General features: G+C 65.2%; 3 protein-coding genes and 2 pseudogenes. 1 reads left to right on the top strand and 4 read right to left on the bottom strand.

The window, feature by feature from the left end; translation table 11 throughout:
• Positions 1-131, top strand: a pseudogene (locus ACFQ36_RS21075) (pyridoxal 5'-phosphate synthase lyase subunit PdxS); the annotation flags it as partial.
• A gap of 1,166 nt (positions 132-1,297) precedes the next feature.
• Here ACFQ36_RS21075 and ACFQ36_RS21070 read toward each other — a convergent pair.
• From ACFQ36_RS21070 to ACFQ36_RS21055, 4 genes and pseudogenes are all read right to left on the bottom strand, one after another.
• A pseudogene (locus tag ACFQ36_RS21070) lies at positions 1,298-1,390 on the bottom strand (helix-turn-helix domain-containing protein); the annotation flags it as partial.
• A 1,288-nt stretch (positions 1,391-2,678) separates the two neighbouring features.
• Positions 2,679-3,188: an FAD-binding protein gene (locus ACFQ36_RS21065; protein ID WP_377017233.1), complete on the bottom strand. Its 510-nt coding sequence runs from the start codon at positions 3,186-3,188 to the stop codon at positions 2,679-2,681.
• Positions 3,185-3,664 carry an FAD-binding protein gene (locus ACFQ36_RS21060; protein WP_377017231.1) on the bottom strand — a complete coding sequence of 160 codons (480 nt, stop codon included), beginning with the start codon at positions 3,662-3,664 and terminating at the stop codon, positions 3,185-3,187. The genes ACFQ36_RS21065 and ACFQ36_RS21060 overlap by 4 nt, the downstream gene beginning before the upstream one ends.
• Positions 3,661-3,984: a hypothetical protein gene (locus ACFQ36_RS21055; protein ID WP_377017229.1), complete on the bottom strand. Its 324-nt coding sequence runs from the start codon at positions 3,982-3,984 to the stop codon at positions 3,661-3,663. The genes ACFQ36_RS21060 and ACFQ36_RS21055 overlap by 4 nt, the downstream gene beginning before the upstream one ends.
• Between the last annotated feature and the right edge of the window lie 299 nt (positions 3,985-4,283).

The following is a 4,283-nucleotide window of genomic DNA, read 5'->3' as shown; positions in this document are numbered from 1 at the left end:
TGAAGGCGACCACCTTCTTCGACGACCCGGACGTGATCGCCAAGGTCTCCCGCGGCCTGGGCGAGGCCATGGTCGGCCTCAACGTGGACGAGATCCCGGCCCCGCACCGCCTCGCCGAGCGCGGCTGGTAGGCCGAACCATGATGGTGCCGCCAAAGCCCGATGGAGGAAAGCCTGCGACCTCCGAAACTGCGGTTGAAGCACTGTCTGCCGTGACCAGTGACGAGCCCCGCAGTCGGATATTGCCTTGGAAATCCTTCTCCCGAGGACAAACCGTCAGCGTCATCGAAGACGGCCGGCATCTCGGCACGGGCACTGTTGATGCAGCTGCTCCTGATGGGGCTCTCCTATGGGTCCAGCTGGACGGCGTGGAGGGGCGAAGGTTGTTCCACAAGGATGATGGAGTGCATATCGAACTCCGAGGTCATGGCCACGAGACCACTCAAAGTCACTAATTCAGGGTCCCAGAGGCCGGCGTATGCGCCGGCGTCGTCCCACATCTCCGTACTTCCAAGGAATGGGAGCTAAGGTACTGAGTCCCTGCCTGTAAGTCGCGGGACCAAAGCGGGCCGGACGCCATCTTTGCGGACAGCGGCCGGTCCGCTTGCACAACCAGGGACGGTAAATCCACCGAAGGAGCCATTCCTGCCGCCGACACACCCGGCCGTCAGGACGCGCCGGCGGATTTCGGTGGATCGGTTATACACCTCTCCCGGCAAGGTTGCCGCGCTACGGCGCGGCGGCTGTGGATGCTCTGTGCGCAGTCCGCGGGCCGCGGCGACGCGCGGCCGGGAAGCAGGTTGAGCGGCCTACAATGTTCCTCCGCCCGAAGGAGGAAAGCGAAGGATGTCATCGGTCAGTCAGGACCAGCAGAAGAAGTCATACCGGCTGCAGCTTGCCGGGGTGTGGATCGCAGCTGGGAGCCTGGCCCTCGCACTTGCCCGGGCAATTGTGGACCTATGGGGCGTCACTGCCCGATGAAGCCGGCTTTGGGCGCGAAAGCTGGAGCGTTCGACACAGCGCTCCCTCGGTTGCGGCATCGAGGCGGGCTCGGTCACTGTAGCGCCGGGTCAGGATGCGGGATGGCTCGGTCAAGGTGGGTGTCGTTGGTGGCCTGTTTCTACCGCCTGTCCAATGCTGAGGCCGGTAAATCCAGCCAGCAGTGCGGCCGCTGATATAGCCAGGATGGCACCGTCGCAGGACGGCCGATTTCGACGTTGTTGACCTTCCCCCGAACGGAGACTCGACCTATCCTGCCAGCCCGATATGTGACCGAAAGACATTTCGTCTCGCAGTGCCTATGGGGTCCGCTGGACGACGCGGTGCACCGTCGACCGGGCCACGTTAAACAAAGCAGCGATTTCGGCGGTCGTATGCCGCCCGCGCCGAAGGCGTCGACGTGCACCGCAGCCAAGGGCGCCGGATCATTTTGCAGGAAGGGATCCACTGGCGTCGAACCCGCTCCTGAACCCGGAGCACGCACACGAATATTCCCAAAAGGAGGCGGAACACGAAATTCCGTACCCATCCACTGGCGGACACCGCAGTTCGGTGCCTCGACGGGCTCCGCCCGGTCATCCCGTGCGCCTTCGCACCCCGCCACGGGCCGATGGGCAGGCCCCGGGAACCGGGCGTACCGCCATCCCTGCAGGTTCCCGCCAACCTGCAGGAGGTCCCGCGGAGCCGACCCAAAATCCAAGCAGCCACTGCGCGGCCCAACACCCCGATCAAACCCACGGATCCGGGGACGGGTCACCCGCAGGCTCGCGCCCTCCGCCGCCACTTTCTCTGTATTCTTTGAGGAACGAAGCAGCGGCCTCTGGGGATTCATGGGGGGCCTCAACGGTCCCGGGACGGGTTCGTACGTCCGGGACATCAACTCCGACCGAAGGCCGGTCGGGTGATGAAGATCCGGTGCAGGGACATCAATGAGGCTGTTATCGGCGCCAACCCGTGGACACCGGGAAAATCGGAGCATTCTCGGCAAATGGGCAAATATAGGAAACGCCCGGGGTGTCATGTGCGATCGAACCTGAGCCCTTGCAGCGCCGACAACCGCGACTATGTCAGCACCGGCGGGGGAGTGCTGCGCTGGGGGACCGTCTTGTGGGACGCGAATCCTCCGGCGGCGGCTGCCCTCCCGATCATCGGCCTTTGACCAGGCGCTCTAGGGGACACGACACCGTAGCACCTCGGGCAGATTAAGTATCAGTGGTACTGGACCCGCCTGGCCGGGCGGTAGGTAGGTCACCAGGCGGTGCCGGCAGCTGTCCGCGCCGCCGGTGTTATCGCCGAGGTCCGGGTTGGCGGACTCGGTGATGGCCCTGCACCCCGGCGGCTGGGGTGCAGGGCCATTGGCGCCGTCGCAGCGGTGGTCGGCTCTGTGCTCAGGGGTCCGGCAGCAGTAGTGGCATCGGGATGCCGGCTCGTGGCCGGTGCAGCAGCCGGCGGCAGGCTGCCGGTCGTGCCGGTGTTCCCGGCCTTGCCTTTGGGCAGCGTGCGGGTCTTGTCCAGCTTTGTCTCCTGTCGGTGAGTTGTTTCCGCGGTGTTGCGGCGGGGCGGTCCTGTTGTGGCGATGGTCGATGATCCGGGTGATCATCATGGGTGCCGCCCCGCCGCGGTCCGTGGCGGTGTTTCCGGTCCCGGTCCGGGCCGTCCCGGTCGGGACAGCCCGGGTTGTTAGGCGATTGTTCCGGCGCGGCGTCCGAAGACGACGCCGGCGGCCAGGCCGGAACCTCCGGGGTAGTTCCCGGAGAACAGGCCGCCGAGCATTTCGCCGCAGACGTAGAGGCCCTGGATATGTCCGCCCTTTTCGTCCAGGACGCGCCCGTGGGTATCGGACTTCAGGCCGCCGAAGGTGAAGGTGATGCCGCAGGTCACCCCGTAGGCGTAGAACGGTCCGGTCTCCAGCGGCGTGGCCCAGTTGCTCTTGGCCGGGGTGGTGTCGGCCCGCCGGCCGTCCTTGATATTCGGGTCGAAGGGGATGCTGGTGTCGATCGAGGTGTTGTAGTCGTTGACCGTCTTGGCCAGCCGGTCCGGGCCGACGCCAATCTTTGCGGCGAGGTCTTCGATGGTGTCCGCGGTTTGAACCGAAATGCCCGGCATGTCGTATTCCTCGGTGCGCAGCATCGGGCGCAGGGTGGCGTCGAAGACCTGCCAGGCCACGGAATCGGGCTGCTGCAGGATCACCTTGCCGTACTTTGCGTAGGTGTAGTTGCGGAAGTCCTCTGGGGATTGGACTCGAAGCCTCCGGCGCCGAGCACCACCGACTCGGCACGCAGTTCCTCGACACTGCCGTCGGCCTGGCGGACCTTCACCCCGCGCACGGCGCCGTCCTCGACGATCAGGCCGAACACGTCCTGGCCAGAGCGGACCTCGGTGCCCAGCTGTTCGGCGACCGTGACGTGGTCGTGCATCAGGCCCTCGCCGCCGTCGACGTTCCCGACGTGCAGGCCGCCCCAGAACAGGTAGCTGCCGTCCTCGCGCTTGTACGCCTGCCGCTCGTACATCAGCCGGTACTTCAAGCCCACCGAGTGCAGCCAGCGCAGGCCCGGGGCGGCCTCATGGACCAGGACCTCGGTCAGCTCCGGGTCGTTGCGCCCCTCGGTGACCTTCGCCAGGTCCGCCGCGTACTCCTCGGGCGAACAGGGCGGCACCTCGCTCATTGCGTGGCGGAGAAACCCATACAGCCGTCGTTGCTCGGCACCGGATAGCAGCGCCGGACGGTAATTCCGAGGTCGTCGTTCTCGGGAACCCGGCCCGGGCCCCTGAGGTTTGCTGCGTCCACAAAGCTGTATCGGTAGGCGGACGATTTGTCATCCAAGTGACGCGATACGAGCACGTTGACGCGCAGACTGTCCACGTCGCCGAAATGACGACTGCAGGTTACGAAGCGGCGATGGCGGTCATCAACGGCCACGGCCCGGCCGAGCTTCTCGGCGAGCTGATCGACGTAGTGCTGGGCACTGTCACGGTTTACAGTCATTCGCTTACTCCTGCAGCTTCTTTGGAACATCGGCCCTAGCGAAGGGGAGTTGGGCAATCCGGAGAGTCCGTTTCTTGCCATATCTCTGTATCCGGCTCCCGCCGACACCACTCTGACTGATCCAGTCGTTGGCACCGCCTATTGAAGTTCTCCAAGGTCCCTCATCCCTTCTGCGATGTCTGATATATCTAGAATCGGGTGGGGAAGCATGACCTTTTGAACCGAGGGAAGGGCCGGGCACTGTGGAGGCGATGGGTACCGCCGGCCGGACCCGGGCGGAGCATGCGTATCTGGAACTG

It is taken from the genome of Arthrobacter sp. GCM10027362 (genome assembly GCF_042679445.1).
In the GTDB taxonomy this organism is placed as follows: Bacteria; Actinomycetota; Actinomycetes; order Actinomycetales; family Micrococcaceae; genus Crystallibacter.
This window is presented reverse-complemented; position numbering and strand designations above follow the sequence as displayed.

Bases quoted from the DNA above. Each gene is read 5' to 3' on its own strand.
- ACFQ36_RS21060 (WP_377017231.1), bottom strand. From the start codon at position 3,664: ATGAGCGAGGTGCCGCCCTGTTCGCCCGAGGAGTACGCGGCGGACCTG.
- ACFQ36_RS21055 (WP_377017229.1), bottom strand. From the start codon at position 3,984: ATGACTGTAAACCGTGACAGTGCCCAGCACTACGTCGATCAGCTCGCC.